This is a genomic window from Amycolatopsis mongoliensis (genome assembly GCF_030285665.1).
GTDB classification, from domain to species: Bacteria; Actinomycetota; Actinomycetes; order Mycobacteriales; family Pseudonocardiaceae; genus Amycolatopsis; species Amycolatopsis mongoliensis.
On record NZ_CP127295.1, the window covers coordinates 10,080,191 to 10,105,350 of the forward strand.

A 25,160-nucleotide genomic window follows, 5' to 3' on the forward strand; every position below is an offset into this window, starting at 1 on the left:
ACCACCTCGAACGGCTACGGGGCTTCCCTTCCGCCCCACTGGCCACCACCGTACCCCACTTTTCACCACAGTCAACGCGACAAACGGACGGACCACTCCGTCGAGTGCTTTGTTTGCGCAGGTCAGCAGGGTGGGGGTCCGTGGGGGGTGCGGTGGGGCACGGTGGCCAAGATCCCCCGCGCCGGGGTCCGGAGCAACCTCAGCTGCACCCCATGCGTCCGCATAACGGCCGCGAGAACCCTCGCCACGCCCCGCGTGGGGGCCCGTGGGGAAGCGCGTGGGGGCGGGTGGGGACCCGCGGTGGTGCGAAGTGGGGGCCCGGCCGCGATGACAGGAATGAGTCATTCACTACGCCGGACGACAGGAATGAGTCATTCACGTCGTCCGCCGCTGACCCGCAGTTGTCCACAGGACCCCTGAAGCACTCCGAGTAGTCCACAGATCACGGAAAGCTCTCGCCTCGCCATCCCGGGTCGGTCACGATCGGCTCGTGACGAGAACATCGTGGACGCGCGACGCGGAGGCACTCTTCGCGGCCAGCAGGCGCGGCGTGATCACCGTGGCGCACCTCGAGGCCCTGGGCGTGCCCCAGGTGACCAGCTACCGCCGTTGCCTCCCCGGCGGACCTTGGCAGCGGCTCCTGCCGGGCGTCGTGCTGCTGCGCACCGGCGCCCCGACTCGGCGGCAGCTGGTCGAGGGCGCCCTCGTCTACAGCGGCGACCAAGCGGTCGTCACCGGCCTGGAATCGTGCCGCCACCACGGCCTGAAGCGGGTGGCCGGCCCAGGCGAACCGATTCACCTGCTCCTCCCGGCCCATTTGAAGACCACCAGCAGCGGCTACGTCCTCATCGAGCGGACCAAGCGGATGCCCGAACCGGTCCGTTCGGACGGGCTGCCCCTGGCGCCGGCCGTCCGAGCGGTGCTGGACGAATGCCGGCGACTGCGCGAGCGCCCGCCGATCCGGGCGTTGCTAGCCGAGGCGGTACAACAGCTCGGCGTCGATCCGGGGGAGCTGAGTGCGGAGCTGGCGCAAGGCAGCCGGCGAGGGAGCGCGCTGCCACGGGATGTGCTCAAGGAGATCGCTCACGGCGCGCGGTCGGCCGCGGAGGCCGATGCCATGGCCTTGGTGCGCCGCACCGGCTTGCCGGAACCGGTGTGGAACTTCTCGATCCACGACGAGCGAGGCCGCCACATCGCCACCCCTGATGCCTGGTTCGACGAAGTCGCTCTGGCGTGGGAGATCGACTCCTACGAGTTCCACTTCGGACAACCCGGCTACGCGTCGACGCTCGCCCGCAACAATCGCTACGCCGCTGCCGGGATCGTCTTGGTGCAGACGCTGCCCAGCCGGTTGCGTACCGATCCGGCCGCAGTGATCGCCGACCTCGTCGCCGCGTACCGCTCCGCTGCTGCCCGCCCCCGCCCGCCGGTAGTCCTCGTCGGACGTAGTGAATGACTCATTCATGTCGTCTGACGACATGAATGAGTCATTCACGTCGTCAGGACCCGGCGTGGTCAGTCCTCCGGGGTGACCAGGGCCGCGATGCGGGACGCGAGCCGGGCGCTGTCGACCGGGGTGACGTTCACCCACTCCTGCCCACCCCGGCCCGGGGTCTTCGTCGCGCAGTAGGCCCCGACGTCGGTGTCGAACCACGTCAGCCCGCCCACCCGCGCCACCCGGCCCGACGCCGAACGCCGGCTCACGCTGAACTGCCCCGCCGCGTACACCGGCCGGGCCTGGATCGCCAGGACCTCCTGCTGCTGGGCAGAGGTCGCGGCGGAGTCCGAGGCACCCGAAAGCGCCGACGCCGCGAGGTTGACGCCGTAGCCGGGCCCCGCCGTCAGCTCCGGCAGGACGTCGACGAGTGCCGTGCACAGCTCGCTCTCGCGGATCGCGTCCAGGCCGATCGTCTGCTCCGGCTGGGTCGCCAGCACGCCTTGGCGGCCGCGGGCCGCCGTCACCGCGCGGAACGGGGCCGGCGCCGTCATGTCCGCCAGCGCTTCGCACGCCACGAACACGTCGCCGCCCGCCAGCAGGTCCAGGCGCGAGGCCAGCGCCGGCGCCAACGAGCCGTCGTACAGACCGCGTTCGGCGAGGTTCTCGTACACCGCCTTCCGCACCTCGGCGCGTTCCTCGTCGGTCCCGCCGACACTGCGCACGGTCAGCGGCTCCGGCGGGCGGTCGTGGCCGAGGTCGGTCCAGAGGATGTCGAACGCCGACGCCGAGACGCGGATCAAGCCGGCCCCAGCGTGGGCGGGGGCGCGAACGCCTCGCCGGGCACGTGCCCGCGCAGGGCCGTGTCGCGGGTCCGCATGACGTCGATCGCCTTCTGCCGCGCGGCTTCCGCTTCGGCGCGCCGGGCCGCCATCTCGTCGGCCAGCCCGGCCAGGACGAGCACGTTCCCGGACGACGCGGCGTCGCGGATCATCGACGCCGGGTCGTAGGCCACCGGCGGCGGCATGTCGGCGCGGGCCCGCGCGGCCGCCTCCGCCTGCGCGCCGACCGCGCCGCCCACCGACGCCGAGACCGCGGCGGAGTGCGAAAGCCACTGCGCGGCCCGGCCCAGCGCCGCCCGTGCCGCGTCGCCCGCCTGGCCGCGCCAGTTCTCTTCCGAGGAGGCGATCAGCGCGGCGAGGTCGGCGGTCGACTCGTGCAGCCGTTTCGCCAGCCCGTCCCAGCGCGCGCCCGCCTCGCCCGCGGCGACCGGGTCGTTGTCGCGCTCGACCTCCGCGGCCATCGCCTCGTGGCTGTAGGCCTCGTACCTCGCGGTGGGCACTGGGGGTTCGGACACGACGCACCTCTCGGGTTCAGGGCAGCTTGGGCTCGACCAGCCCGGCCACGGTGCCCGCGCGGCGGCACGCGAGCGGGGTGTCCGAGAAGCCGGTGTTGCTGACGTCGATCTGGACGCTGGCCGCGTCGCCCACCCCGAGCAGCACGGCGCAGGTGCCGTCGGCGGCCTTCTTGTCCGCCACCTGCAGCGCCGGGTGCGCGCCGACCTTGGTCTTCGTGGCCGTCTTCTTCGCGACCTCGAGATCGGCCAGGCCGTCGGTGTCGCTGAGGGTCACGGTGACGCCGAAGGTGCCGGGCACGCTCCAGTCGCACGCGCGGGCCCCGGCGATGTCCTTCGGCTTGCCGAGGACGCTGATCCCGGCGGTCGAGCGGTCCTGCGGGGAGAGCAGCGTGCAGGGGTCGATCGCGGCGAGGCCGGTCCACGCGACGGGCGGGGGCTCGGCCGTGGCGGTCGCCGGCGCCGAGGTGTGCCCGGCGGCGGCCGGCTGGGCCGGTTGCTGCCCGCACGCGGCGAGCGGGAGCAGCAAGGCAGCCGCGATCCCCCGGCGTGCCCCCGCGAGCGACCCGGCCTTCTTCCCGCCCACCCGGTCAGCCACCCGTGCAGTCCACTCCGTCCGCCGCCTGCTCGTCGGCGTGCTGGTACTTCGCCAGCGCCTGGCCGATCCGGTGCTTCAACGTCTCGAGCTCCTTGCCGAACGCCGTCAGCTGCTGGACGGCCGAGCCCCGCCCGCCGATGCCGTACTCGGCCATGAACTTGCCGATCTCCCCGGCGTACCCGCCGCCGAGCGGCACCGACCGGCCGAGCACCTTGGCCTCGCGCACCATCTCGCCGACGACGTCCTGCAGCTGGCCGAGCTTCGTGTAGGCGTCCGTGGCCAGCTCGGGCGCGACCGCGAACCCACGCAGGTCGAACGGTGGCTGCGTCCGCACCTCGCTCATGAGCGATCACGCCTCTCCGTAGCCGGGCGACCTCGAACCGCAGCATACGACAGTGCGGGGCGTCAGCGGGAGCACCCAGAATCGGGTGACAACACACCCGTTCGGGGTATCGTCCCTGCTTGCGCAGTGTCATCAACCGACGTGCCGGGCGTGATCCCCCGGGCTTCGCGGGGTTCCGCCCCCAGGTTCGCCCGGGTTTGACACACTGGATGGAAGGCTGGTCGCTGCGCGCGGACAGCAGCGAGGGGGCCGATCGGGCCCGGCGGTGCGCACAGTGCGCGCGGCCATGCGCCACCAGGAGGTCGAGTGACGTCGAGAATCCAGTCTGCGACGCCCGGATCGGGCGAGCAGGCATCCGGGCGACCGCCTTATCCGGCGGAGCCCTCGGGCAACGGCCGGGCCAACGGCCGCCCCGCCAGAGTGTCGCTGGACGAACTCCACGAGGCCGCGCGGCGGATCGCCGCGAACGTGGAGCGGGTGCTGGTCGGCAAGCCCGAAGTCATCCGGATCGCGCTGGTCACCCTGCTCGCCGAAGGCCACCTCCTGGTGGAGGACGTGCCCGGCGTCGGGAAGACGTCGCTGGCCAAGGCCCTCGCGAGGTCCATCGACTGCACGGTCAGCCGCATCCAGTTCACCCCGGACCTGCTGCCGAGCGACGTCACCGGCGTGTCCATCTACAACCGCCAGTCCGGCGAGTTCGAGTTCCGGCCCGGCCCGGTCTTCGCGAACATCGTGGTCGGCGACGAGATCAACCGCGCCTCGCCGAAGACGCAGTCGGCGCTGCTGGAGTGCATGGAAGAGCACCAGGTCACCGTCGACACCTCCACCTACCACCTCGACGAGCCGTTCATGGTGATCGCCACCCAGAACCCGATCGAGATGGAAGGCACGTACGCGCTGCCCGAAGCCCAGCGCGACCGGTTCACCGCGCGCGTCTCCATCGGCTACCCCGACCAGCAGGCCGAACTGGCCATGGTCGACGAGCACGCCGGCCACAACCCGATGGACGACCTGCAGCCGGTGTCCGACGGCGAGACCGTGCACCGCCTGATCGAGACGGTCCGCGGCGTGCACATCGCGCCGGAGGTCCGCCGGTACGCCGTCGAGCTCGTCGCCGCCACCCGCCAGGTCCCGGAGATCCGGCTCGGCGCGTCCCCGCGCGCGACGCTGCACCTCGTCCGCGCGGCGCGGGCGCAGGCGGCGCTGTCGGGCCGCGACTACGTCGTGCCCGACGACCTGCACACGGTCGCGGTGCCGGTGCTGGCGCACCGCCTGGTGCTGACCACCGAGGCCCACGCGGCACGCCGGTCGGCGACCGACGTCGTGCGGGCGGTGCTGCACCGGGTGCCGGTGCCGCAGGGCTCCCGGCCCCAGTAACGCACCGGCGAAGGGGAGAAAACGGCATGCTGCGTGCCCTGTCCGGCCTGACCACCCGCGGCCGCTGCCTGCTGGCCGCGGGGCTGGCGGCCGCGGTGTGCTCGTTCGTGCTCAACGAACGCGACCTGCTGCGGGTCGCCGTCTTCGTCGTGGCGCTGCCGCTGCTGGTCGCCGCCTTCATCTCGGCGACCCGGCTGCGCATCGGCGCCACCCGCGCGCTGCACCCCCAGCGGGTCGCAGTGGGCGGCAACGGCGAAGTGCAGCTGGAGCTGTGGCGCAGCGGGCGGCTGCCGGCCGGCGAGATCCTGCTCGAAGACGGCGTGCCGTACGCGCTGGGCTCGCGGCCGCGGTTCGTCGTCGAACGCCTCCCCCACGACCGGCGGGTCGCGCTGCGTTACCCCCTGCAGCCGGTGCTGCGCGGCATCCAGCAGGTCGGGCCGCTGCGCGCGACCATCACCGACCCGTTCGGGCTGTGCGAGTTCGAGCGCGAGCTGATCGGGCACTCGCGGCTGGTCGTCGTGCCCCGCGTGGTCCCGTTGTGGGGCCTGCCGAGCGGCGCGGGCATCGGCGTCGGCGACGACGGCACGGTCCGGCTGCACGCCGGGCAGGGCGAGGCCGACGTCATCGTCCGCCAGTACCGCCAGGGCGACGACCTGCGGAAGGTGCACTGGCGCTCGACCGCCCGCCGCGACGAGATCATGGTGCGCGTCGAGGAACGGCCGTGGCGCGGCGGCACCACGGTGCTGCTCGACCACCGCGCCGCCGCCCACCACGGCAGCGGCCCGGCCGCCAGCCTGGAGTGGGCGGTGTCCTTCGCCGCCTCGGCCGCGCTGCACCTGCGCCGGTCCGGGCACCGCGTCCGGCTGGTCAGCGAACACGGCGTCACGCTCGCCGACACCCCCGGCGACGGCGGCGACCACTACGACCACATCGTGCTCGACGCCCTGGCCGCGCTGCAGCCCGCGCACCAGCGGGACATCACGCTGGCCAGCGACCCGGCCGACGGCCAGGAGCTGATCGCCGTGCTCGGCACGGTCAGCACCGAGGCCGTCCACGAGCTGGCCCAGTTCCGCCCGCGCGGCATCCGCAGCCTCGCCGTCCTGCTCGACACGCCCACGTGGTCGGCCGGGGTGAGCGCGCCCGAGCAGCGGGCCGCCGCCACGGAGGACTCGGCCGCGCTGCTGCGCGCGTCCGGCTGGGGCGTGGTGATCGCCGGGCCCGGCTCGCCGATGCCGCAGGTGTGGGCCGAGCTGTGCCGCAGCGGCGCCCGCCGCGGCACGCTGATCGGCGGCCCGCGATGAGCACGCACGCCTGGCGCCGCCACCCCGCGAAGCAGGCGGCGATGAACACGACGGCGCCCGCCCGGCACCGCCACCCCGCATCCCGGCTCGCGCCGAGCCCGTCCGCCACCCCGGCCCCGATCGGCGGTTCCCGATGAGCACCGCCGCCCCGCCGCGCCCGGCGAAGCGCCCCTCCTCGCAGCACCCGCTTTCCGCCTGGCGCGGCAGCCTGCTCGCGCCGTCCGCCGCCGGGATCGCGACGCTCTGCGCGGCGACCTCGGTGACGAGCGTCGTGTCGGGCCTGGCCTGGTTCGGCTACCTGTTCGTCGCCGTGCTGCTGATCGCCGCGACCGGCCTGGCGCTGCGCTCGCTGCAGGTGCCCACCGTGCTGGTCGGCCTCGGCCAGCTCCTGGTGCTGCTCTTCCTGATCACCGGTGCGTTCACCACGCACGGGATCCTGCAGGTCATCCCCGGTCCGGAGGCGTTCGGCGAAATCGGGAGCACGCTCTCGGCGGCCGCCGAGCAGATCCGCGTCGGGCTGCCGCCGGTCGAGGGCACCCAGCCGATCCTGTGCCTGGTGACGATCCTGGTCGGCCTGGTCGCCGTCCTCGTCGACACGCTGACGGTGGCCGCCGCGGCCCCCGCCGCGACCGGGCTCGTGCTGCTCTGCGTCTACGCGGTGCCGGCCGCGTTGAGCGAGGAACTGCTGCCGTGGTGGACGTTCCTGCTCGGCGCGGCCGCGTTCGCCGGTCTGCTGGCGGTCGACGGCAACCACCGGCACCGGCGCTGGCGGACCCGCGAAGCGCCCGGGCGCAGCGGCAAGCCGGGCGTGCTGTCCGCGCCGGTCGCGGTCGTCTGCGCGGCGATCGTGCTCGGCCTGTTCGGCGGCGCGATCACCTGGGTCGGCACGGTCGGGCGGATCCCGTTCGGCAACGGCGGCGACGGCCCCGGCGCGGGCTCCGGAGGGTTCGGCATCCAGCCGTTCACCGAGCTGCGCGGCATGCTCGACCAGGGGGCCAACCGCGAGCTGTTCAAGGTGCGCGGCCTCGGCACCGACCGGCGGCTGCTGCGCGCGATGACGCTGGACACCTACTACCCCAACAAGGGCTGGGGCCTGCACGACGAAGGCCGTTCGCAGCAGGGCGTCCCGGTCGGGCCGCCGCTGCCGCCCGCGCCGGGTGACGACGGCCGCGGTGCCGCGCGCCGGATCGACGTCGAGCCGACGAGCTGGCGCGACAACTGGCTGCCGGTGTACGGCGCGCCGCGGGTGATCGACGGCGCGGCCAACGGCTACCTCTACGACCAGGTCAGCGGCACGGTGTTCACCACGCGCAGCGAAGTTCCGCCGTCCTACACCGAATACGCGTCGCTGAAGGAACCCACGGCCCAGGAGCTGCGCGTGACCCCGCGGGTCGACGACCTGCCGCCGCGCTACACCCAGATCGACCGCGTCGACGACCGCGTCCGCGCGAAGACTCAGCAGCTGACCGCCGGCGAGTCCAACGACTTCGACCGCGCGTCGGCCATCTGGCGGTACTTCACCGCGCAGAACGGGTTCGTCTACGACACGAAGACCGCGCCGGCGAACGACGCCGACGCGCTCGCGGACTTCATCCTCAACGGCAAGCGCGGCTTCTGCGAGCAGTTCGCTTCGGCGATGGCCGTGATGCTGCGGGTGGCGGGCATCCCGTCGCGGGTGGCCATCGGGTTCACGCCCGGTGTGCCGGTCAACGACTACCTTTCGATCAGCACGCAGGACGCGCACGCGTGGGTCGAGGCGTATTTCGGCGACAAGGGCTGGGTGACGTTCGATCCGACGCCGCTGTCCGACGGCCGCGGCATCACCCCTTCGTACCTGCAGGCCGGCACGCAGGACGGCAACCAGCCCGACGACACCCAGGTGGCGCCGAGCACGGTCCAGTCGAGCGCGGCGCCGACCGGCGCGCCCCGCGACACCGAGCAGAACCAGCAGGCGCAGGGTCCGCAGTCCACCGACGAGGGCACGGCGGCCTGGATCTGGGTGCTCGTGGCGGTGCTGGTCGCGCTCGCGGTGCTGGCGACGGTCCTGGTGGTCGCCGGTGGGTTCCGCAACCGGAGACGGCCGGACCGCGAACCCGCGTCCAGCGGGCTCGGGGCGACGCTCAAGAACTGGCTGCCGCTGATCGCCGCCGCGCTGTGGGTGGCGGTGCTGGGCGTGCTGACGTGGCTGGTGGCCTGGTGGTTCAGCCTGATCGTGGTGCTGCTGCTGGCCGGGCTGCTGGGCCCGTCGGCGGCGCGTGACGTCGGCCGTCGCCGGCGGCTGCAGGAGATCGTCGCGCAGCGGCCGGGCGCGGCGGACGCGGCGTGGTCCGAGCTGCGCGCCGAGTGCGCCGACCGCGGGCTGCCGATCCCGCCGAGCGACACGGTCCGCGTGGCCGGCCAGAAGCTCGCGGCGAAGCACCACTTGGACGACGAGGGCCGGGACGGCCTGCGCACGGTGATCGGCGTGGTGGAGAAGTCGTGGTACGGCGAGGACGGCCAGGCCGACCCGACACTCCCTCCGGCGTTCGACCACCTGCGGCGGAGCCTGAACCGGAACGCCCCGCTGTCCTGGAAGGGCCGCCTGTTCCCGAAGTCCCTCTTCCGCAACCGCGACTGAAGGGGCATCACGCGTGATCAGGAGGGCATCACGCGTGTCCGGAAGGGCATCACGCCGATGCCCCTCGGATCACGCGTGATGCCCCTTCAATCACGCGTGATGCCGTTCCGAGCACGCGAGATCCGTCTCTGATCACGCGAGATCCCGGTTCAGTCACCTGAGATCCGGGTTCGATCACGTGGGTTGCGGGGCTGGTCACGCGGGGCGCCACCCAGTGTCACCGCGGCCGCCGCGGACCGACTGAGCACACAAGAAGATCCGCGTCCACCGGGGTGGCGGACGCGGATCTCTGTGGTCTTGCGGCGCTACTGCTCCTCGAAGCGCTGGCGGAAGCGCTCTTCCATGCGCTGGGTGAAGGAGCTCCGGCGGCCCGACTGCTTGGCCCCGCGAGATCCCGATCCACCGCCCTTGCCGTCCGATTCGGCGCCGTGCCGGATCGATGTGACGGCCAACATGACCCCGAAGAACATCACGAGGAACCCGAGCACGCTGATCAGCGGGATGTCGGCCACCCTGAACTGCGGCACCACCACGCCCAGCACCAGCAGGGCCACGCCCACTACGAACAGGGCGATGCCCTGAATACGCCGTCGGCGAGCGGGGCGACGCAACCGGGTGCCGCGCACCGTGGATGCGAACTTGGGGTCCTCGGCATAGAGCTCGCGCTCGATCTGATCGAGCAGCCGCTGCTCATGCTCGGAGAGTGGCATCTTTCCTCCTCCGGCACAGCTGTCGCGGGCGCCGGGCCGCGCAACGTCCTGGACCCAACAGCCAACCCCAGGCGGGGTGGCACTGTCCAGGATACGAGGCCCGCGCCCGGACGACTACCCGATCCCGCATCCAGAAGGGATCGAATTGGGCTAAATCCCGCCCGAGCAGGGTTGCGGACGGTCACCGTCGCCTACGGTGACCGATTTACGGCTTCGACGGCCATGTGGGGAACGTCGGCCGGGCCGAAGATCACCGCCCGTGCACAGCGCTCGCGGCGCGGGAGCGGGGCATCGGTGGCCGCAGCTCGCGGTGGGGCTCGGACCGGCGCTTGCCCCGCCTGAGCGGGAGGCTGCGAGACGTCCATACAGCTCGGCTCGCTCGAGGTTCACGGGCGCGGTCCGAGGGCTGCGAAAGCACCGATCGGGGTCAGCCCGGCACTCACCCCTCCCGTGGCCCCAGCAACGACGCCGGCCGCACCGCCGCGGACCCGAACTTCGACCGCGCCACGTCGGCCGCCACCTCCGCGTCGCGCCAGCGGGGTGCCGGTGAGTCGAACACCAGCTGCTCCCCCGCCTCCCCCGTGTCGAGCCCCTCCACCCGGACCCCGATCAGCCGGACCGCTCCCGTCGGCGCGTGCTCCGTGAGCAACGCCACCGCCACCGCGTGGATCTCCCGCGCCACGTCGGTCGCCGAGACCAGCGTGCGGGCGCGGGTGATGGTCCGGAAGTCCGCGAAGCGCACCTTGATCGAGACCGTCCGGCCGCGCACCCCGCGCTCCCGCAGCGTGGCCCCCACGCGCGAGGCCAGGCGCAGCAGCTCCAGGCCCAGCTCGGCGCGATCGTGCCGGTCGACGTCGAACGTGTGCTCCGCGCCGATCGACTTCTCCGGTGAGTCGACGACCACCGACCGCTCGTCGACGCCGTGCGCGAGCCGGTACAGGTGCTCCCCCACCGCGACGCCCAGCGACTTCTTCAGCCGCTCCGGCGGGAACGCCGCGACGTCGGCGATCGTGCCCAGCCCCAGCCGCCGCAGGTGGTCCTCCGTGCGCGCGCCGACGCCCCACAGCGCCGACACCGGCAGCGGGTGCAGGAACGCCAGGGTCTCCGCCGCGGGCACCACGACCATGCCGTCCGGCTTCGCCATCCCCGATGCCAGTTTCGCGACGAACTTGACCTTCGCGACGCCGACCGAGCAGGTGATCCCGTGTTCGGCCTCGACCCGCGAGCGGATCTGCGCGCCCAGCGACGCCGGCGTCGCGCCCAGGCGCCGCAAAGCCCCGCTGACGTCCAGGAACGCCTCGTCCAGGCTCAGCGGTTCGACCAGCGGCGTCAGCTCGCGGAAGATCCCCATCACCCCGCGGGAGACCTCGCTGTAGAGCCCGCCGGTCGGCGGGATGTTGATCAGGTGCGGGCACAGCCGTTTCGCCGTCGAGAACGGCATCGCCGAGCGCACACCGAACTTCCTCGCCGGGTAGTTCGCCGCGGCGACGACGGCCCGCGGCCCGCCACCGGACACGACGACCGGCTTGTCCGCCAGCTCGGGCCGGGTGCGCAGCTCGACCGACACGAAGAAGGCGTCCATGTCGACGTGCAGCATCCCGCACCCGGTGTCGTCCGGCAACGGTTCCCCCGGCCGGACCCGGAACCGGCTCATCCCGCCCGGCAGCTCAGCATTTCGCCCCACGTCCGGGACGCTACCGGCCGCCACCGACAGTTTCGGGCCGGGCGCGAGCCCGACGGCCGAAACCCGCCGGAAGGAGTCAGGCGAGCCGGGCGACCGCGTGCAGCCGGCCCGCGATGTCCCGCAGGGCAGGCGACCCCGCCGCGACCCGCTCGAACTCCGCCAGCTCGTCGTCGCGGACGTCGCCGCCGACGAGGTCCGAAATCACCCGGTCGCCCTGCAGCAGCGTCACGTCCAGGCCCGCGGCCACGAGCTGGGCGCGCAGCCCCTCGGAGTCGAACCGGCGCAGCACCGTGTCGCCCGAGATGACCCCTTCCGCGCTTTCGAGCAGCTGCTGGGCCTCGCTGACGCGGCCCGAAAGCGCGCGGTGCAGCACCGCCGCGTGCCGGTTCGCGACCAGCACCGACACCGCTCCGCCCGGCGCGACCGCGGTCGCCAGCGCGGTGAGCACCGCGGCCGGGTCGTCGACGATCTCCAGCAGCCCGTGCGCCAGCACCAGGTCGGCCGAGCCGGTCTCGACGTAGCGGCCCAGCGCGTCCGAGTCGTCCGCGACGACCGTGATCAGCTCGGAGACGCCCTCTTCCTCGGCCCGCCGCTGCAGCGTCGCCAGGGCGTTCGGGCTGGGCTCGACGACGGTCACCCGGCAGCCCGCCGCCGCGAACGGCACCGCCCAGCCGCCGCTGCCGCCACCCACGTCGACGACGCGGGGGCGCTCGGCGCCCCGGGCGCGGGCAGCCTTCAGCTCGGCCTCGAGCACCCGGCGGACGGCGCCCGAACCCCGGGCGGCCACGGTCTCCGTCTTCATGCCGCACAGGGTAGTGCCCGCCCCGGCCTGCCTCCCCGGCTCCTCCCTTCGAGTGAACGCCCCTTGCCCGGCGGCACCTCTCGCGCACACCCGTAGGCTGGTCTTCGTGCACACGGTCGCCGTACTCAGCCTCAAGGGAGGCGTCGGCAAGACGACGGTCGCTCTCGGTATCGCGTCCGCCGCCCTGCGTAGGGGCACGCGGACGCTGGTGGTGGACCTCGACCCGCAGGGCAACGCCACGACCTCGCTCGACCCGCCGTACACCGACGCGACCCTCGCCGACGTGCTCGAGACCCCGACGCGGGAGATGCTGGAACGGGCCATCGCGCCGAGCGTCTGGAGCGAAGACGTCGACGTCCTCGTCGGCACCGAAGAGCTCGAGCTGCTCAACGACCCCGACGCCGACAGCGAGCGGCTCGCCAACTTCTCCCGTGCGCTGGACGAGCTGCACCGCACGCCGCTGCGCGAGACCCCGTACGAGCTGGTGATCCTCGACTGCCCGCCGTCGCTGGGCCGGCTGACGAAGTCGGCGCTGGTCGGCGCGGACAGCGCGCTGATCGTCACCGAGCCGACGATCTACGCCGTCGCCGGCGCGAACCGGGCCCTGGAAGCGATCGAGAAGATCCGCAAGGAGCTCAACCCGGACCTGCGCCCGATCGGTGTCCTGGTGAACAAGCTGCGGGTGCGTTCCTACGAGCACCAGTTCCGGATCGCCGAGCTGCGCGACAACTTCGGCTCGCTCGTGATGCCCACGGCGATCACCGACCGGCTGGCCGTGCAGCAGGCCCAGGGCGCGTGCAGCCCGATCCACGAGTGGCACTCGCCGGGCGCCCAGGAGATCGCACTGACGTTCAACATGGTGCTGGCGAAGATCCTGCGCTCCAACCGGGCGGGCCGCCACCGCATCGCCGGCGAAGAGCCCGAAGGCCCGGATTGGCCCGAGGGCCCGGCGCCGGAGACACCCGAGGCCCCGGCCGAGGTGTCCGAGTCCACGGGGTGAGCCGTGCCCGAAGGTGACACCGTGTACCTCGTCGGAAAGCGCTTCGACAAGGCGCTCGCGGGAAAGACGTTGCTGCGCGGCCAGTTCCGGGTGCCGCAACTGGCCACTGTGGACCTCGCCGGCCGCGAGGTGCTCGGTGTCGGCACGGTCGGCAAGCACCTGTTCACCCGCTTCTCCGGCGAGCTGACCCTGCATTCGCACCTGATGATGGACGGCATGTGGGACGTCTACCCGGCCGGCGCGAAGTGGCGCCGCCCCGGTCACCAAGCCCGGGTGGTCCTGACCGCGGCCGACGTCCAGGTGATCGGCTTCCGCGTCCACGACCTCAAGCTCGTGGCCACGCCGAAGGAGCACGACCTCGTCGCACACCTCGGCCCGGACCTGCTGGATCCACAGTGGACGGACGAGCACGCGGCGCACGCGACCGCCGCCCTGGCCGCCGATCCCGGGCGCGAGCTGGGGCTCGCCCTGCTCGACCAGCGCGTGATGGCGGGCGTCGGGAACCTCTACAAGTGCGAGATCTGCTTCCTGCTCGGCGTCACCCCGTGGACGCCGGTGTCCGAAGTGGACGCCGGGCGCACGGTCGCGCTCGCCCGCAAGCTGTTGCTGGCAAACGCCTCCGCCGGGCGCTTCGACCAGAGCACCACCGGCCACCTCGACCGCAACCGCAAGAACTGGGTCTACGAGCGCACCCGCCAGGGCTGCTTCCGCTGCGGCGGCCAGGTCCAGGTCCGCACGCAGGGTCACGACGTCCAGCGGCGGCCGACGTGGTTCTGCCCGAAGGACCAGCACGGCCCGGCACCCGCGAGCTGAGCCGAACCCGTGACGTCGCCGCCGTTCCCGGCGAAAGAGCACGGAAGCCGGGCAGGAAGACGCTCGTGTTCGCGCTCCGCGAACGCCCGGACGGCTTGGTGCCCTTCGGGCTCGGCACGCCGGCGAAACCACCGGCCGGTCCCGCGAAAATGACGTTGCCGGATCCCGGGATCTTCGCCTAGCGTGGCAGTACACGAGAAAGGAGGTGGTCCTAAGTTGTATTCCAACAGGACTCGTGAGGTGGCTGTCCGCTAGCGGATGGCACGTGGAGGACTTTGAGCAGCGTTACAACTGAGCCACCTTCGGCTCATCGCCTGCTTCACGTGATGCCTGATAGCGAATACCAGGCAGTCACCGTGCCCCCGGGGTTCCCGAGCACCAGTCCGGCTCGGGCTCGAACGTTTGACGGCGTTCGAGAGGCACCCCGGGGGTTCCTTCATGCGCTCATTTGTGCAGGTCACGCCGCCTGTCGGCGCCGAACGACCGCCCGGCGATCCGACCCCGTGGTTCGCCGAACGCGTTACGCCGTTCCGTCCCCCGGACGGCTGAAGGTCGCTAGCCTGGAAGCATGCTCAGGCCCGATTACCCGATCACCACGGCCCGGCTGCTCCTGCGCCCGTTCACGCCCGACGACCTCGACGCGCTGAACTCGTTCCAGTCCCGCGCCGACGTCGCCCGCTACCTGTACTGGGGCCCCCGCAGCCGCGCCGAATCGGCCGCGGCACTGGCGAAACGGGTGCACAGCTCGACCCTGACGAAGGAAGGGCAGTTCCTGGCGGTGGCGGTCGAGCTCGCCGCTACCGGGCAGCTGATCGGCGACCTGAACCTGGAGTGGCTCAGCAGCGAGCACCGGCAGGGCGAGATCGGGTTCGTCTTCCACCCGGACCACCACGGCAAGGGCCTGGCCGCCGAGGCGACCACGGAACTGCTGCGGCTGGGCTTCGAGGACCTGGGGCTGCACCGGATCATCGGCCGGTGCGACGGCCGGAACACCGCGTCGGCGGCGCTGATGGAGCGGCTCGGGATGCGCCAGGAAGCGCACCTGAGGGAGAACGAGATCGTCAAGGGCGAGTGGACCGACGAACTCGTCTACGCGATGCTCGAAGACGAGTGGAAGGCGCGCGAAGCCACCGGCTGAGTGGCCGCGTTCACGCCCAGGTGACGCTCCGGGCGCGCCGCCGGGGTCGTTTGGCAGCATGGGGACGTGTTCTTCGACAAGATCGTCCGCCCGGCGCTGTACCGGGTCTCCTACCACGACCCCGAGCTGGTGCACGAGCGCACGATCGCCGTCCTGGCCCGGCTCGGCAAGGTCGCGCCGGCGATCGGCGGCGCCCTGCGGGTCGACGACCCCGTGACCGTGCTGGGCCTGCGGTTCCCCAACCGCGTCGGCCTGGCCGCCGGGATGGACAAGAACGGCCGCGCGCTGCCCGCGTGGGCCGCGCTGGGCTTCGGCTTCGTCGAGGTCGGCACGGTGACGCGGCTGGCCCAGCCCGGCAACCCGAAGCCGCGGCTGTTCAGCCTCCCCGCCAGCGATGCGGTGATCAACCGCATGGGCTTCAACAACGACGGCGCGGAAGCACTTGCGGCGAAGCTCGCGCGCGACGGGAAACCCGGCGTGCCGCTCGGGATCAGCATCGGCAAGTCGAAGGTCACGCCCCTCGAAGACGCCGTCGAGGACTACCGCTTTTCCCTGCGCGCGCTCTACCCGTACGCCGACTACTTCGCCGTCAACGTCAGCTCGCCGAACACGCCGGGGCTGCGTCAGCTGCAGGACCGCACCGCCCTCGCCGAGCTGCTCGGCGAGCTGCGCACGACGTCCCAGGAGCTCGCCGGAGCGGGCACGCCCACGCCGGTGCTGGTGAAGGTCGCGCCGGACCTGACCGACGACGCGCTGGCCGAGCTCCTGGAGGTCGCGCTCGAGCACGGCGTCGCCGGGATCATCGCCACGAACACGACGCTCGCCCGCGACGGCATCGTGCCCGCGGAGCGCAGCCTGGCCGGACAGGCGGGAGGACTGTCCGGCCGGCCGCTGACCGCCCGCGCGGCGGAGGTCGTGCGGTTCGTGCACGACCACACCGGCGGGAACCTGCCGATCATCGGCGTCGGCGGCGTCATGGGCCCGGACGACGCCGTCCGGCTGGTGGACGCGGGGGCGTCGCTCGTGCAGCTCTACACCGGGTTCGCACTGCACGGGCCGGGCCTGGTGAGGCGGGTCAGCCGGGGTCTCGCAGCCCGGCGGTAGAGGTGAACCGGACGTAGCCCCGCCACGATTCGTAGCGGTCCAGCGCGATCCCGCTCGCCGTCGGGGCGCACCGGACCGCCAGGGGCCGGGAGCCGTCGTCGAGCTCGACGCGGTCCAGCACGAAGGGTTCTTTCAGCGTGGTGACGAACTGCTCGAACGCGGCCGGGGACAGCCGCCAGCTTTCGCCGTCGAGACTGCTGCCCTCGGCGTGCTCCAGCACGCCCGGCTGCGGCGGTTCGGTGTCCAGCAGCACCATCCGGTAGCTCTCGGTGGTCCGGACCGGCCGGGTGAAGCGGGCGCCGAGCTCGGTGAGCCGGGCGTTGAGCGGCTGGCCGCGCAGGTGCGCGCCGAACACGACGAGGTCTTCGCCCGGTTCCGGGTAGGGCGTCATGGGCTCGTCCGTGCAGACCGTCGCGAGGTCCAGACCGATCTGGTCCTCGAACGCCCGCGTCAGGAAGGTCACGCCGAACGGGCGCTTGTCGCCCGGCAGCACCGGGACGGTGACCGCCGCGAGGTCGAGCAGGTTCGCGAAGGCGGTGCAGCTCGCCAGGCGGTGGTGCACGGCGGCCGGGTCGGCCAGGGCCTCGACGAGCTCCGGGTGGTCCGGCACGGTGGGCAGCAGGAGCGCGTCTTCGAAGCGGTACTCACCCCCGGAGATCGGTTTCAGCACGGCGCCGGCCGCCACCAGCCGCTTCACGACGCCGTCGAACGCCATGGCCGCGGCGGGGCTCAGCGGCAGGTTCGTCGGGTAGGCGACGCGCGGGTGCTCGCCGGCACCGAGGCGGACGTCGGCGGGCCAGGTGCGGGTCGCGGAGACGCCGTCCGGTCCGGTCATCAGGGCGAGCGCGCGACGGCCGGCGACCAGGCCGTTCACGTACACGGAGACGGCTTCGGAGGCGCGGACGCCGGTCATCGGCAGCAGGCCGCGGGTCGGCTTCAGCGCGACGACGGCGTTCAGGGCCGCCGGGACCGCGCCTGCCGTGCTCAGCGCCAGGTCGACGATGCCCAGCGCGACGGCGACGGCCGCGCCGCGGCCACCGACCTTCGTGCGGTCCCAGGCCGAGGCCACCGTGGCGGCACCGGTCTTGCCGAGCACGACGGCACCGGCCGCGGTCAGCCGGGAGACGATCGTGGCGCTGGTTTCCGGGACCGAGCGGCCGGACGGCTGCCCGGCGACGTCGATCAGTTCCGGTACGGCGAAGACCGTGCCCGCCAGCGGCAGGTTCTCCCCGGCCTGGACGCGTTCTTCCACGGCCTTGGCGTCGACGAGCACGTCTTCGACGGCGCGGAGGGTGGACCAGAGCTCGGGACGGTTGGCTTCGGTGATGCGCTCGAAGGCCGCGATGACGCGCTGCGAGGCGGTGGGCGGGGTCGGCGGCACGGGATCCGGGTCCGGCGGGAGCGTGTTCACGGGGCGTCCTTTCCTCGGCGGTCGAGAAAGTCCACTGTGTACGGTCGGCGCCGGCGATCCTCAAAGCACGGCGGGCCTCCCGGCTAGTGACACCTCTGCATACATGACAGAAACGTTAGGTGGTCGACGTTTCCGTAGCCAGCTGTTTCCGATTACGCGCGGGTTTCGGCACCAAGAGGTGAACAGGGCGCGACGCCGGGGTGAAACGCACGATCACGCACGCCGGGTGACGAAGAGCCGGTACGGCCGGATGCAGCACTCGAACGGCCGAGTTTGAAATCCCGACGGCGCAGTGCCGCCCCGAATCGCGTGATCAGGGGATCGACACGCGTGATTGAACAGTCGACACGCGTGATGGGGAGGTCGACACGCCCCGGCTGAGCCCGCCTTGCCGTGTCGACCCGTCAATCACGCGTGTCGGCTCCCCGATCACGCGTGTCGGCTCCCCGATCACACCGGGTTGGGGTCAGGAGAGTTCGCGCAGGGCCATGGCCAGGCCGGCCAGGCGGTCGGTGGCGTCGGTGAGGGCCTGTTTGGACGTCACCAGGCCGTCGCTCGACGCCGCGACCGTGTGACCGGCCGCGGCGACCAGGCCGCGGTAGCCCTCGAGGCCGTCGTCGAGCTGTTCGCGAAGCTTGCCGACCGCCGCGTCCAGGGCCGCCTGCTCGCGGGCCGGGGCGGAGTTGCGGCCGCGTTCGATCGCCTGGATGCGGCCTGCCAGGCCGCGAAGGGCACCTGCGGCTTCGGCGGCGGTCTGCTGCGCGTCGGCAACGGACACTTCGGACACCGGCGTCGTGCCCACCGAGGACGGTACGGAGAGCTGGCGCAGCAGCTCACCCAAGGAGGCCTCGCACTCCGCCAGCCGTTCCATCGGCTCGCGCGCGGCGGACCCCGCGGGCGGCAGCGGCGGCGGGCCGGCCGGTGCGGCAGGGAGCGGGGTGCGCTTCAGTTCACGCAGCTTGAGCCCGCTTCGGACGCCGAACGTGCCGAAGACGACGGCTCCGGCGAACGCCATGATCGCCTGCGGCATCATCGCGGCGCCGGTGGCACTCATCCAGCCCAGCCCGGCCGCCACGGCGAGAACGCCGCACAGGATCGTCAGCAGGAGCCACAGTGTCATCGCGCGCGACGTCCGGCGCTTGCGGCGCTCGAGCTTCGCGGCCGGGTGGTTCCAGCGGTCCCACTTGGCCCGGGCCTCGGCGAACGCCGGGACCTGGTTCGCCATCGTCGAGAAGGTCGCCGACATGTCGGGCCGCCGCACCGGCGGCCGTTGCAGCGGGTTCGGCCGCGGCCGCGGGGGTGCGGGCTTCCCGCCGGCCTGGTCGGCCGGCGGGAAGTACTTCTGCACCTTCTGGAGCTTTTCCTGGGCGCGCACGGCGTAGTCGGGCAGCTTCTCGATGTGCTTCTCCAGCTTCGCGCTGAACTCGCTGAAGTCGCGTCGCCTGCCCTGCTGCCCCATGCTCGCCCCCTTCGAACTCGCTGCCCGCGTCAGGCCGGGTTCTTGCCCTGCTCGGCCTGCACGCGCGCCTGGATCTCGCGCTGGATGTCGGCCGAGCTGCTCGCCGGCGCCTGGGCCGCCTTGCCGCCGTCGGTCACCTGGGCGACCGAGTCACCGTGCATCGACGCGCGGATCTGCTGCAGCCGCGACTGGCCGGCCAGCTGCGTGGTGGAGGCCTGGACCTCCATCATCCGCCCCTGGACCGAGTTCTGCGCCAGCTCCGCCGAGCCCAGCGCCGTGGTGTAGCGCTTCTCGATCTTGTCGCGGACCTCTTCCAGCGACGGCGTGTTGCCCGGCGCGGCCAGCTGGCTCATCTGGTTCAGCGAAGCGGAGACCTGCTCCTGCATCTTCGCCTGCTCCAGCTGCGAGAGCAGCTTGGTGCGCTCGGCCAGCTTCTGCTGCAGCATCTGCGAGTTGCGCTCCACGGCCTTCTTGGCCTGGGCCGCGGCCTGCAGCGACTGGTCGTGCAGCGTCTTCAGGTCCTCGATGTTCTGCTCGGCCGTGACGAGCTGCGTCGCGAAGCTCTCCGCGGCGTTCTCGAACTCGACGGCCTTCTGCTCGTCACCCTTCGACCGCGCCTCGTCCGCGAGGACGAGCGCCTGCCGGGTGGAGGCCTGCAGCTTCTCGACGTCGCCGAGCTGCCGGTTGAGCTTCATCTCCAGCTGCCGCTGGTTGCCGATCACGGAGGCGGCCTGCTGCGTCAGCGCCTGGTGGTTGCGCTGCGCCTCCTCGATGGCCTGCTGGATCTGTACCTTCGGGTCGGCGTGTTCGTCGATCTTCGACGAGAACGCCGCCATCATGTACTTCCAGAACTTCACGAACGGGTTGGCCATCTCCTCCGCCTGCCTTCTTGCGTCCCACGGGCCTAGGTACTCGGGGTGGGGCGTCGCTCCCCTGCACATGCAACGCACCGACCCCGGCGTTGGGTTCCATCGTGTCAGGTCGGCCACGTCCGTTCCAGGCGACCCCGGGGGATTTCAGGGTTCGCCCCTGATCACCCCTGGAGGTAACGCCACCGGCCCCGGGCGGGTTGCCCGGTGCCCGGGGGTGAAACCAGGGCCTGGCGGGGCGGGTTCATGGGCCGACCCGGCCTGCATCCGGGCCCGCCGCGCCATCCTCGCAGCGAGAACGGCCGGAGGACCACACCAACCGACCGGGGCCGAGGGCTCGGCCGCCGGAACGGCCAGCTCAGGGCCGGACCCGACGCGAACGGCCCCGGGCGGGGTGCCCGGGGCCGTCGGTGTCGTGCGCTGGGTTCTACGCGGCGATCGTCGAGGCCAGCTTCGGCTGCCCGATCGTCGTGCGCAGCGTGGTGTTCATCCGCGGTGCCGGGGAAACCCGCAGGTCGGCGAGGTCGTTGCCGATCAGCTCCGACATCAGGCGACCGCCTTCGATGCCGGCCGCGGAGGCCTCGGCGCCGCGGTCGGGCACCTTCTCCCGGGGCGCGCCTTCCACGATCCGCTCGTCGACCGGTGCGACCTCGACGTTGTCGAGGGCCGAAACGTCCGCCGCCACCTTGTGCAGCAGCTCGCCGAGCGGAAGGTCCAGGGCCTGGCAGATCGACGCGAGCAGTTCGCTCGACGCCTCCTTCTGGCCTCGCTCCACCTCGGAGAGGTAGCCGAGGCTGACCCTGGCGGCGCGGGAGATATCGCGCAGCGTACGACGCTGGTTGGTGCGGGCATGACGGAGCCGATCACCGATCGCCTCACGCAACAGCACGGTCATCACGCGCCTCCCTTCCGAACAAGTACCCCCTACGTTACCCAGAGCGGCGCCCCGAGCGCAGGAGTTGGTGTGTCCGTACGCCAAGGGCGAACGCCCGTTTCACGCCAGATGTTCCCCGAGCAGGGCAAACGCCGCCCGGACCGATTCGGTCCTGATCATGTCGCGGTCGCCGCTGAGGGCCAGGGTACGGACTGTGCGTGTTCCCGGCCCGGCGAGCCCGACGTGCACGGTGCCCGGCGCGACCCCGCCCTGGGCGGCCGGCCCGGCCACGCCGGTGAGCCCGAGACCCCAGGTGGCACCGCACCGCTCGCGGGCGCCCGCGGCCAGCTGGCGGGCCACCTCGGGGTGCACGGCGCCGTGGTCGGCGAGCAGGGCGGTGTCGACGCCGGCCAGGCTGGCCTTCAGCTCGGTGGCGTAGACCACCAGTCCCCCGCGCAGGGCGGCGCTCGCCCCCGGGACCTGGGCCAGGGTGGCGCAGACGAGCCCGGCGGTCAGCGACTCGGCGGCCGCGACGGTCTCGCCCCGCGCCGTCAGCGCGGCGACCAGCGCCGTGGCCTGCTCGTCGGCCACCCTCAGCTCCCGGTGGCCCGGCGCCCGGCCGCGCGCAGCCGCACGGCCCGGATCAGGTAGTCGACGCCGGTCACCACGGTCAGCACCAGGGCCAGGCCCATCAGGGCCCAGCGGACCGGGTCGGCGCCGGCGGGCAGTGGCAGCAGGTAGGCGGTGATCGCGGCGATCTGGGCCATCGTCTTGGCCTTGCCGCCGCGGCTGGCCGGGATCACGCCGTGGCGGATCACCCAGAACCGCAGCAGCGTCACGCCGACCTCGCGGACGGCGATCACGATGGTGACCCACCAGCCGAGCTCGCCGAGGACGCTCAGCCCGACCAGCGCGGCGCCGGTCAGCGCCTTGTCCGCGATCGGGTCGGCGATCTTGCCGAAGTCGGTGATCAGGCCGTACTTGCGGGCCACCCACCCGTCCAGCTGGTCGGTGGCCGAGGCGACGGCGAACAGCCCGGTCGCGATGGCCCGCCAGGTGGTGTCGTGGCCGTCGACGACGAACAGCGCGACGACGAACAGCGGGACCAGGACCAGCCGCGACAGCGTCAGCAGGTTGGCGAGGTTGAGCGTCGGGACCGGGGTCGGCGCGGGGACCTGCGCGGGGACGCTCTCGTGACCCGTGCCTTCGTCGGCGTCGCTGGGGAGCGCACTCACCGGTCGGCGTCCGGTACCGCGCGGACGACCAGGTCCACGCCCGCCGAGTCGACGACCTCGCAGCGCAGGAAGTCACCGACCTGCGTCTTCTCCGGCGCGTCGAGGATGACGCACTCGCCGTCGACCTCGGGGGCCTGGTGCGCGGCGCGGCCGGTCAGCTCGCCGTCGTCGTCCAGTTCGACGAGGACGTCGACGAAGGTACCGATCCGGTCTTCGGCGCGCTGCGCGGTGAGCTCCTCGACCAGCGCGGAGATCCGCGTGACGCGCGCGGCGACCTCCTCGGGGTCGAGCTTGCCGTCGAAGGTCTCGGCCTCGGTGCCGTCCTCGTCGGAGTAGCCGAAGACGCCGACCGCGTCGGGGCGCGCGCCGGTGAGGAAGCGCTCCAGCTCGGCCAGGTCGTGCTCGGTCTCGCCGGGGAAGCCGACGATCACGTTGGTGCGGATGCCCGCCTCGGGCGCGTACTCGCGGATCTGCTCGGTCAGCGCCAGGAACGAGTCCGTCGAGCCGAACCGGCGCATCCGGCGCAGCACCTGCTCGCTGGAGTGCTGGAACGACAGGTCGAAGTACTCGGCGACGCCCGGCGTGGTCGCGATGGCCTTGACCAGCTGCGGGCGCGTCTCGGCCGGCTGCAGGTAGGAGACGCGGACGCGCTCGATGCCGTCGATCTCCGCCAGCCTCGGCAGCAGCCGCTCCAGCGCGGTGGCGCCGTCGCGGCCGAAGTCCTTGCCGTAGGACGTCGAGTTCTCGCTGACCAGGAACAGTTCCTTGACGCCGTGCTCGGCCAGCCACATCGCCTCGGCGACGATCTCGTCCGGCTGCCGCGAGACGAAGGAGCCGCGGAACGACGGGATCGCGCAGAAGGAGCAGCGCCGGTCGCAGCCGGAGGCGATCTTCAGCGCGGCCACCGGCGAGTCGTCGAGGCGGGTGCGCAGCACCCGCGGGCCCCAGCCGTGCTGCCCGTGGCCCGGGACCTCGACGGCCTCGGCCGCGGCGGGCCGCTGGACGGGGCTGATCGGCAGCAGCTTGCGGCGGTCGCCCGGCGTGTGCGAGGCGACCTTGCGGCCCGCGACGACGTCGTCGAGCCGGTCGGAAAGGTCGGCGTAGTGGTCGAAGCCCAGCACCGCGTCGGCCTCGGGGAGGCTGTCGGCGAGCTCGTGGCCGTAGCGCTCGGCCATGCAGCCGACTGCGACGACCTTCTTGCCGGTGTCGGACGCCGCGAGCAGCGTGTCGACCGAGTCCTTCTTGGCCGACTCGACGAAGCCGCAGGTGTTGACCACCACGACGTCGGAGTCCTCCGGATCGGCCGCCAGCTCCCAGCCGCCGGCCGCCAGCCGGCCCGCCAGCTCCTCCGAGTCGACCTCGTTGCGGGCGCAGCCCAGGGTCAGCAGGGAGACGCGTCGGGTGGCGGCGGGGTCAGTGGCAGGAGAAGGCACGACGTTCAGGGTAGCCGCCGGTCCCGGGCGGGCCGACGACGGCGTGGCCCGGTCGTGTCGGCGCCGGCGCCGGGCGATGTGGCAGTCTTGACGATCGTGCCGTCCGCCTCCCCCGTCGTCCGCCGCGCGCGGATCGCCGACGTCCGCAAGATCAAGGCCCTGGTCGACTCGGACGCCGGCCGCGTCCTGCTGGAGAAGGACCTGGTCACGCTGTACGAAGCGGTCCAGGAGTTCTGGGTCGCGGAGGTGGACGGCGAGGTCGCCGGGTCGGCCGCGCTGCACGTGCTCTGGGAGGACATCGCCGAGCTGCGCACCGTCGTGGTCGACAAGGCCGTCCGCGGCCAGGGGGTCGGGCGGGTCCTGGTGAGCCGGCTGATCGACGAGGCCCGTGAGCTGGGTCTCAAGCGGCTGTTCGTGCTGACGTTCGAGACCGGCTTCTTCACCGGGCACGGCTTCGTGGAGATCGAGGGGACGCCGGTGTCGCACGAGGTCTACGAGGAGATGCGGCGCTCGCACGACACCGGTGTCGCCGAGTTCCTCGACCTGCCGTACGTCAAGCCGAACACGCTCGGTAATTCACGGATGTTGCTCGAACTCTGAAAGTTTCCCGACAACATTCTTTCGGGCGGTGACGCGCGCCACCCGAAGCCCGATGCTGATCACGCACATCCATCCTCTGATCAGCAAGGAAACAACACAAAAATGCGCACACTGCGGAACCTGGGGGCCACCATCGCGGTGGCCGCGACCGTCGGCGGGGGTGCCCTGCTGGGCGCCGGCACGGCGGCGGCGGTCGACATCCCGACCGTCACCGACCAGTACCTCTTCAGCACCTCGCTCTCGAACTTCGAGTCGATCCGGGCGCAGGCGCCCTACAACGGCCAGCTCGACTGGTCGTCGGACGGCTGCTCGTGGGCGCCGGACAACCCGTTCGGCTGGAAGTTCCTGCCCGGCTGCCACCGGCACGACTTCGGGTACCGCAACTACAAGAAGCAGGGCCGGTTCACCGAGGCGAACCGCCTGAAGATCGACGACAACCTGTACTCGGACCTGAAGGGCGTCTGCGGCTCCAACGTGGCGTGCAAGGCCGCGGCCTGGACGTACTACCAGGCCGTGCGCAAGTTCGGCAGCTGAGCCACCGGCCTCAGCCGACCCGGATCGTCGCCTCCTGGCCGTCCTCGCCGACCGACACCAGCTCGACGCGGCTGGCGGCGAACGAGGTCGTCTGGGGGCCGGTCCGCGGACCGCTGTGCAGCTCGGCCGTGGTGCTTTCACCGCGGCCGGGCTCGCTCAGCAGGAAGGCAAGGGTCGCTTCGCCCTGCCAAATGCAGGTCATGTCCGGGCGGCACCGCGAGTCGGAGACGACACGCAGGTACCGGACCGCCAGGTCCTTCCCCTGGATCGCGGCCTCCTGCCCCAGGCGCAGGGTGACCTCACCCCGCGGAACGGCGCTGACGGTCGACGGCGCCGACGGCCGGGCCGGAACCGGCTGCCCGGAAGCCACCGAGCTCCCGGCGCCCACCGCGACGACGGCGAAGGCGAACAGTCCGGCTGCGAATCGCTGCAGGTCCATGTGGTCAGGACGGAACGACCCCGCCGGCGG

Annotated in this window: 25 protein-coding genes; 10 read left to right on the forward strand and 15 right to left on the reverse strand. The window is 72.4% G+C overall.

The annotated features are described in order from the left end of the window. Positions 1 to 550 precede the first annotated feature (550 nt). Positions 551 to 1,456, forward strand: a complete 906-nt coding sequence (locus QRX60_RS48280) for a hypothetical protein (protein ID WP_285998177.1) — start codon at positions 551 to 553, stop codon at positions 1,454 to 1,456. Between the two features lie 59 nt (positions 1,457 to 1,515). Here QRX60_RS48280 and QRX60_RS48285 read toward each other — a convergent pair whose 3' ends face one another. Genes QRX60_RS48285 through QRX60_RS48300 form a run of 4 tightly spaced genes read right to left on the reverse strand, consistent with a single transcriptional unit; the run spans position 1,516 to position 3,730 of the window. Then, on the reverse strand, positions 1,516 to 2,238 hold the full coding sequence (locus tag QRX60_RS48285; RefSeq protein WP_285998178.1) for an ESX secretion-associated protein EspG: 723 nt from the start codon (positions 2,236 to 2,238) through the stop codon (positions 1,516 to 1,518). Continuing rightward, positions 2,235 to 2,792 carry a PPE domain-containing protein gene (locus QRX60_RS48290; protein ID WP_285998179.1) on the reverse strand — a complete coding sequence of 186 codons (558 nt, stop codon included), beginning with the start codon at positions 2,790 to 2,792 and terminating at the stop codon, positions 2,235 to 2,237. The genes QRX60_RS48285 and QRX60_RS48290 overlap by 4 nt, the downstream gene beginning before the upstream one ends. 16 nt (positions 2,793 to 2,808) lie before the next feature. Beyond that, positions 2,809 to 3,387: a DUF3558 domain-containing protein gene (locus QRX60_RS48295; RefSeq protein WP_408630190.1), complete on the reverse strand. Its 579-nt coding sequence runs from the start codon at positions 3,385 to 3,387 to the stop codon at positions 2,809 to 2,811. After that, a complete protein-coding gene (locus tag QRX60_RS48300) occupies positions 3,380 to 3,730 on the reverse strand; it encodes a hypothetical protein (protein WP_285998180.1) in 351 nt (116 codons plus the stop codon). The genes QRX60_RS48295 and QRX60_RS48300 overlap by 8 nt, the downstream gene beginning before the upstream one ends. A gap of 306 nt (positions 3,731 to 4,036) precedes the next feature. Between QRX60_RS48300 and QRX60_RS48305 the strand changes: the two genes are divergently transcribed. From QRX60_RS48305 to QRX60_RS48315, 3 genes are all read left to right on the forward strand, one after another. Beyond that, on the forward strand, positions 4,037 to 5,107 hold the full coding sequence (locus tag QRX60_RS48305) for an AAA family ATPase (protein ID WP_285998181.1): 1,071 nt from the start codon (positions 4,037 to 4,039) through the stop codon (positions 5,105 to 5,107). A 26-nt stretch (positions 5,108 to 5,133) separates the two neighbouring features. Then, a complete protein-coding gene (locus tag QRX60_RS48310; protein WP_285998182.1) occupies positions 5,134 to 6,408 on the forward strand; it encodes a DUF58 domain-containing protein in 1,275 nt (424 codons plus the stop codon). A 133-nt stretch (positions 6,409 to 6,541) separates the two neighbouring features. After that, positions 6,542 to 9,025 (forward strand): transglutaminase family protein, encoded by a 2,484-nt coding sequence (locus QRX60_RS48315; RefSeq protein WP_285998183.1) that lies wholly within the window; start codon positions 6,542 to 6,544, stop codon positions 9,023 to 9,025. Positions 9,026 to 9,330: 305 nt separating this feature from the next. Here QRX60_RS48315 and QRX60_RS48320 read toward each other — a convergent pair whose 3' ends face one another. The 3 genes from QRX60_RS48320 to QRX60_RS48330 all read right to left on the reverse strand — a co-directional run bounded on the left by QRX60_RS48320 (position 9,331) and on the right by QRX60_RS48330 (position 12,221). Continuing rightward, positions 9,331 to 9,735, reverse strand: a complete 405-nt coding sequence (locus QRX60_RS48320) for a DUF3040 domain-containing protein (RefSeq protein WP_284744000.1) — start codon at positions 9,733 to 9,735, stop codon at positions 9,331 to 9,333. 439 nt (positions 9,736 to 10,174) lie between these two features. Beyond that, positions 10,175 to 11,389 (reverse strand): DNA polymerase IV, encoded by a 1,215-nt coding sequence (dinB, locus tag QRX60_RS48325; RefSeq protein ID WP_286003853.1) that lies wholly within the window; start codon positions 11,387 to 11,389, stop codon positions 10,175 to 10,177. 106 nt (positions 11,390 to 11,495) lie between these two features. Then, a complete protein-coding gene (locus QRX60_RS48330) occupies positions 11,496 to 12,221 on the reverse strand; it encodes a methyltransferase domain-containing protein (protein WP_285998184.1) in 726 nt (241 codons plus the stop codon). A 106-nt stretch (positions 12,222 to 12,327) separates the two neighbouring features. Between QRX60_RS48330 and QRX60_RS48335 the strand changes: the two genes are divergently transcribed. The 4 genes from QRX60_RS48335 to QRX60_RS48350 all read left to right on the forward strand — a co-directional run bounded on the left by QRX60_RS48335 (position 12,328) and on the right by QRX60_RS48350 (position 16,276). After that, positions 12,328 to 13,221: a ParA family protein gene (locus QRX60_RS48335; protein WP_285998185.1), complete on the forward strand. Its 894-nt coding sequence runs from the start codon at positions 12,328 to 12,330 to the stop codon at positions 13,219 to 13,221. 3 nt (positions 13,222 to 13,224) lie between these two features. Beyond that, positions 13,225 to 14,034: a DNA-formamidopyrimidine glycosylase family protein gene (locus QRX60_RS48340; RefSeq protein ID WP_285998186.1), complete on the forward strand. Its 810-nt coding sequence runs from the start codon at positions 13,225 to 13,227 to the stop codon at positions 14,032 to 14,034. A gap of 568 nt (positions 14,035 to 14,602) precedes the next feature. After that, positions 14,603 to 15,172 (forward strand): GNAT family N-acetyltransferase, encoded by a 570-nt coding sequence (locus tag QRX60_RS48345; protein ID WP_285998187.1) that lies wholly within the window; start codon positions 14,603 to 14,605, stop codon positions 15,170 to 15,172. A gap of 66 nt (positions 15,173 to 15,238) precedes the next feature. After that, the gene (locus tag QRX60_RS48350) at positions 15,239 to 16,276 is read left to right on the forward strand and encodes a quinone-dependent dihydroorotate dehydrogenase (protein ID WP_285998188.1); all 1,038 of its coding nucleotides are present in this window, start codon (positions 15,239 to 15,241) and stop codon (positions 16,274 to 16,276) included. Here the strand turns inward: QRX60_RS48350 and QRX60_RS48355 are convergent. The 7 genes from QRX60_RS48355 to rimO all read right to left on the reverse strand — a co-directional run bounded on the left by QRX60_RS48355 (position 16,248) and on the right by rimO (position 23,557). Then, positions 16,248 to 17,687, reverse strand: coding sequence for an allophanate hydrolase-related protein (locus QRX60_RS48355; RefSeq protein WP_285998189.1), 1,440 nt, complete (start codon positions 17,685 to 17,687; stop codon positions 16,248 to 16,250). The genes QRX60_RS48350 and QRX60_RS48355 overlap by 29 nt on opposite strands. Positions 17,688 to 18,153: 466 nt before the next feature. Beyond that, positions 18,154 to 19,146 carry a phage shock envelope stress response protein PspM gene (pspM, locus tag QRX60_RS48360; protein ID WP_285998190.1) on the reverse strand — a complete coding sequence of 331 codons (993 nt, stop codon included), beginning with the start codon at positions 19,144 to 19,146 and terminating at the stop codon, positions 18,154 to 18,156. Between the two features lie 29 nt (positions 19,147 to 19,175). Further along, positions 19,176 to 20,018, reverse strand: a complete 843-nt coding sequence (locus QRX60_RS48365) for a PspA/IM30 family protein (protein ID WP_285998191.1) — start codon at positions 20,016 to 20,018, stop codon at positions 19,176 to 19,178. A gap of 424 nt (positions 20,019 to 20,442) precedes the next feature. Then, positions 20,443 to 20,910, reverse strand: coding sequence for a helix-turn-helix domain-containing protein (locus QRX60_RS48370; RefSeq protein WP_285998192.1), 468 nt, complete (start codon positions 20,908 to 20,910; stop codon positions 20,443 to 20,445). Between the two features lie 99 nt (positions 20,911 to 21,009). Next, entirely contained in the window at positions 21,010 to 21,486 is a 477-nt protein-coding gene (locus QRX60_RS48375; RefSeq protein WP_408630297.1) for a CinA family protein, read from the reverse strand. Beyond that, on the reverse strand, positions 21,483 to 22,124 hold the full coding sequence (pgsA, locus tag QRX60_RS48380) for a CDP-diacylglycerol--glycerol-3-phosphate 3-phosphatidyltransferase (RefSeq protein ID WP_285998194.1): 642 nt from the start codon (positions 22,122 to 22,124) through the stop codon (positions 21,483 to 21,485). The genes QRX60_RS48375 and pgsA overlap by 4 nt, the downstream gene beginning before the upstream one ends. After that, the gene (rimO, locus tag QRX60_RS48385; protein ID WP_285998195.1) at positions 22,121 to 23,557 is read right to left on the reverse strand and encodes a 30S ribosomal protein S12 methylthiotransferase RimO; all 1,437 of its coding nucleotides are present in this window, start codon (positions 23,555 to 23,557) and stop codon (positions 22,121 to 22,123) included. The genes pgsA and rimO overlap by 4 nt, the downstream gene beginning before the upstream one ends. Positions 23,558 to 23,653: 96 nt before the next feature. Between rimO and QRX60_RS48390 the strand changes: the two genes are divergently transcribed. Continuing rightward, positions 23,654 to 24,157: an amino-acid N-acetyltransferase gene (locus QRX60_RS48390; protein WP_286003854.1), complete on the forward strand. Its 504-nt coding sequence runs from the start codon at positions 23,654 to 23,656 to the stop codon at positions 24,155 to 24,157. A gap of 102 nt (positions 24,158 to 24,259) precedes the next feature. After that, the gene (locus QRX60_RS48395; protein WP_285998196.1) at positions 24,260 to 24,691 is read left to right on the forward strand and encodes a phospholipase; all 432 of its coding nucleotides are present in this window, start codon (positions 24,260 to 24,262) and stop codon (positions 24,689 to 24,691) included. A gap of 10 nt (positions 24,692 to 24,701) precedes the next feature. Here QRX60_RS48395 and QRX60_RS48400 read toward each other — a convergent pair whose 3' ends face one another. Next, a complete protein-coding gene (locus tag QRX60_RS48400; protein WP_285998197.1) occupies positions 24,702 to 25,130 on the reverse strand; it encodes a hypothetical protein in 429 nt (142 codons plus the stop codon). Between the last annotated feature and the right edge of the window lie 30 nt (positions 25,131 to 25,160).

Coding starts and splice junctions, on each gene's coding strand:
- QRX60_RS48300 (WP_285998180.1), bottom strand. CDS start 3,730: ATGAGCGAGGTGCGGACGCAGCCACCGTTCGACCTGCGTGGGTTCGCG.
- QRX60_RS48310 (WP_285998182.1), top strand. CDS start 5,134: ATGCTGCGTGCCCTGTCCGGCCTGACCACCCGCGGCCGCTGCCTGCTG.
- QRX60_RS48315 (WP_285998183.1), top strand. CDS start 6,542: ATGAGCACCGCCGCCCCGCCGCGCCCGGCGAAGCGCCCCTCCTCGCAG.
- QRX60_RS48320 (WP_284744000.1), bottom strand. CDS start 9,735: ATGCCACTCTCCGAGCATGAGCAGCGGCTGCTCGATCAGATCGAGCGC.
- dinB (WP_286003853.1), bottom strand. CDS start 11,389: ATGAGCCGGTTCCGGGTCCGGCCGGGGGAACCGTTGCCGGACGACACC.
- QRX60_RS48330 (WP_285998184.1), bottom strand. CDS start 12,221: ATGAAGACGGAGACCGTGGCCGCCCGGGGTTCGGGCGCCGTCCGCCGG.
- QRX60_RS48345 (WP_285998187.1), top strand. CDS start 14,603: ATGCTCAGGCCCGATTACCCGATCACCACGGCCCGGCTGCTCCTGCGC.
- pspM (WP_285998190.1), bottom strand. CDS start 19,146: ATGGGGCAGCAGGGCAGGCGACGCGACTTCAGCGAGTTCAGCGCGAAG.
- QRX60_RS48365 (WP_285998191.1), bottom strand. CDS start 20,018: ATGGCCAACCCGTTCGTGAAGTTCTGGAAGTACATGATGGCGGCGTTC.
- QRX60_RS48370 (WP_285998192.1), bottom strand. CDS start 20,910: ATGACCGTGCTGTTGCGTGAGGCGATCGGTGATCGGCTCCGTCATGCC.
- QRX60_RS48395 (WP_285998196.1), top strand. CDS start 24,260: ATGCGCACACTGCGGAACCTGGGGGCCACCATCGCGGTGGCCGCGACC.
- QRX60_RS48400 (WP_285998197.1), bottom strand. CDS start 25,130: ATGGACCTGCAGCGATTCGCAGCCGGACTGTTCGCCTTCGCCGTCGTC.